5 protein-coding genes are annotated in these 2,835 nt (G+C 51.9%); all 5 read right to left on the bottom strand.

The genetic code is table 11. The features are described 5' to 3' along the window. A partial coding sequence (locus VMT71_11070) for a hypothetical protein (protein ID HVN24503.1) occupies positions 1-380 on the bottom strand: 380 nt, incomplete at its 3' end. A gap of 324 nt (positions 381-704) precedes the next feature. Then, positions 705-890, bottom strand: coding sequence for a hypothetical protein (locus VMT71_11065; protein HVN24502.1), 186 nt, complete (start codon positions 888-890; stop codon positions 705-707). A gap of 446 nt (positions 891-1,336) precedes the next feature. Next, positions 1,337-1,810: a hypothetical protein gene (locus tag VMT71_11060; GenBank protein ID HVN24501.1), complete on the bottom strand. Its 474-nt coding sequence runs from the start codon at positions 1,808-1,810 to the stop codon at positions 1,337-1,339. A 197-nt stretch (positions 1,811-2,007) separates the two neighbouring features. Next, positions 2,008-2,160 (bottom strand): hypothetical protein, encoded by a 153-nt coding sequence (locus VMT71_11055; protein ID HVN24500.1) that lies wholly within the window; start codon positions 2,158-2,160, stop codon positions 2,008-2,010. Further along, positions 2,157-2,306 carry a hypothetical protein gene (locus tag VMT71_11050; protein ID HVN24499.1) on the bottom strand — a complete coding sequence of 50 codons (150 nt, stop codon included), beginning with the start codon at positions 2,304-2,306 and terminating at the stop codon, positions 2,157-2,159. Before VMT71_11050 ends, VMT71_11055 begins: the two co-directional genes overlap by 4 nt. Between the last annotated feature and the right edge of the window lie 529 nt (positions 2,307-2,835).

Raw genomic sequence — 2,835 nt, 5'->3', positions numbered from 1 at the left:
ACGAACTCGGTTTTCGCTTGAGGATACTCGCCGTCCCGGAGAAGCTTCTTCCCGGTCTCGACATGGCGCTCGTAAACGCGAAAAGGAACGGTGGATGAACAGGTAAGAATGAGACATGCGAGACTTAGGATTCCCAATTCTAAGACTCTCTCCATAGCCTTCATAACCCCTCCCTCTCTCGTGGTATAACAAGCGTCCGACAGACCCCGCATCCGAAGTAGCGGATCAGATCGGTCATTGGGATTCTTCTTGAATTCGGTTCCTGTACGTCCATCGTGAGATGGGTCTTCTTCCGTCTGCTCCAGAAGGTTCATATCCGCCAATGAATTGAAGCAGAGCAGCGCTTCCGCATCATGCCCGCTCGCATGAGCTTTCATCAAGAGCCATTACCCCCGCGCCTTGGTCCGAACTGAGTGATGTTGACTGCATGCCCGGCTACAGTGAGCTCTCCCACCCTATGGCCTGGGGAGCCGGTTTCGTCTCAGACGCCGTCTCCGTCGATGTTTGCGTGCCGGAATCTTCCTTTGTTGCTTTGAAGGCGCTCCGGTTTCTGCATGATCGCTGGGCGCACAGCCACTCACCGCGAACGTCAGAAAAAGCAGTAATAAAAGCAACACGCGTGTCTTGTTCCTCATGGTAGCGCCCATTGACGGTATTCCTGAGAAGACCACTGCCGTGGACCAGCATAATTTTACTCCTACCATTTATCTCGTACTGCAGCGGCCGGTTTGCCCCACTTCTGCTGCCTTGTTGCAAGCTGCGAAAAATCTCTCCTTGGCCTCTTCTTGCGATCGAGCGTACTTCCTGATCCTCCCGTAACCAGGGAAGGTCCCGATAATTTCGTATCCGCGCCTGGCCGTTTTCCTGATAAAAATAGGTTCATTGATCATCGTGCGAGTCCTCCGCATCGTTCATTCACTTCATCATGTTGACTTTGGCAAGAGTTGTGCCAGCGGAGGGGCAATAAAGTTGCCTTCGAGAATCATTCTGTCTCACTGATCAAAGCTTCAACCGGACAATGCGACATCAACGCAGTGTAAAGCTGATTTGCTCCCAAGCGTATACGTGCTGGACTATTTCCTCCTTCTCCGCGGTTCGGATCATCTGGCAATGCAGGCCCGAGAGCCAAGTAAAGGTAAACGCTGATGGAGTTTTACTGAGTTTGACAGGTTTATGCCGAAGCAGAAGAAATAAACGAAATGGTGCACTATTGGTGGACTTCCTCGGCGTTTTGGTGTTTTACCGAAGATAGTGCAGGATGAGACGTATGTAGCGTAGTCTTGTCCAGAATATACCTCCTTTCACCGAAACGACCGGAGAATCAGACGGTTGTACTTCAACGCCCTGCACCTGAAAGCGACCTTTTTCTTACCGGCCCCTGTGACACACCGGGTGAACCGAGGTACCGGCTATCGCGCAACGGTACTTGCGTAGCAAACCAGTATGTTCGCTTCTCGTCGAATGCGACAATGGGCTTGAGAAGCTTTATTTGTAGACTGGGAACATCTCGACGCACCACATCGTAGACCTCCCATCTGCCTTCCGGCATCTGCAATAGCAGCAGCGCGTGATCTTCAAAAAGGTTACGCACGATCAGAATCCGGATCGGATACGGGTAGCCGAGCCGCTTCAGGGTTCCCATCATGTACGCCGTGATATCTTCACAGTCGCCGGTAAAGCCTTTTTGGATGAACTCTTTCGGGGTGTCCCAATGATCCTGTATCTCCATCCGGTAGGTGGCCAGCCCGCGAAAGTGTTTCAGGATGGAATGGACCTGACTGTCCGACCAGCCCTCGCTACGAATCTTCATCTGCCACTCTTCGATTTTTTGGCGATACACTGGCTGGATTCTCTCCCGCTGGGTCGTGCCCTCTGTAGCACATCCGCAGGTAAAGAGAAAGAGGACTAACGCCCATTGAAAGAATCGCATTCCATTCTCCTCATTGACGCCGGACCTCGCATGCCCTGTTGGCGATGATGTGAGTCGTTTTCATCGGCTTCTCCGTTCTAGTTTTGGCAGAGTATCTCAAGGACCCGCCGCGGCATGCCCTCGGCGTCGGCGACGTAGTACTGGAGGACGGCGAACCCCTTGCGAATCATGGCCTTCAGGTACATGGTGACCCGCTTGGCGTCGGCTTCGGTCCGGATGGACGGCTTCATCGGGCACCTCCATACAGGAGCTTCGTGGTGATCGGTCCCAGCCACCGGGTCGCAATTGAAAGGGCAATGGCCTTGGGTATGCCGATCTTGCGCAGCCGGCAGTAGAGGTGTGCGTTGTTGAGGTAGTGCTGGAGTAGGCGTCTCATTGCTGGCTCACCTCACTGTCGCGCGCCGGTATGCCGTTTTCCAATAGGAATTCCGGGTAATCATGCAGGTCATGATCGCAAGATCTGTGCCAGTTCATGGGCAATCGATTATTTATTGTTTTATTGAGAAAGCGCAGGATTTTTCTTTTTCGCGGATCAAAGAACGTGCTTCAGAAATAGACGAAATGGATAAACCATTTTACGTTTTGGTATTAATGTGAAGGGGATCGATGATATCCTTGAAGTTGAACGCAGAAATCCACCCAGGTTCGCTTTCCTTGCTTCCAGAGGAAAGCCCTGCCCCGTAATGAGCATTCGATTGGCGAGAGTTCTGGCAATATCGTGTACTAATTTTTTCCCCTCGTAAAAAAGAACAATGGAGAATTGTGATCTTCGCATTATCTGTTCTTGCGAGATCGGCGGCAAAATAGGAGGCATAGAACTGAGTTAACCGTAAGGTGGGTGGCGCACAGAATCTCTTGATCTGCGGATCACGCCTCTCCTGCCATGTGGGACTTCTCACGCAGAG

It is taken from the genome of Syntrophorhabdales bacterium, from assembly GCA_035541455.1.
Classification (GTDB): Bacteria; Desulfobacterota; Syntrophorhabdia; order Syntrophorhabdales; family WCHB1-27; genus JADGQN01.
Note: the sequence above shows the minus strand (reverse complement) of the source record. Positions and strands in the feature narration are given on the sequence as shown.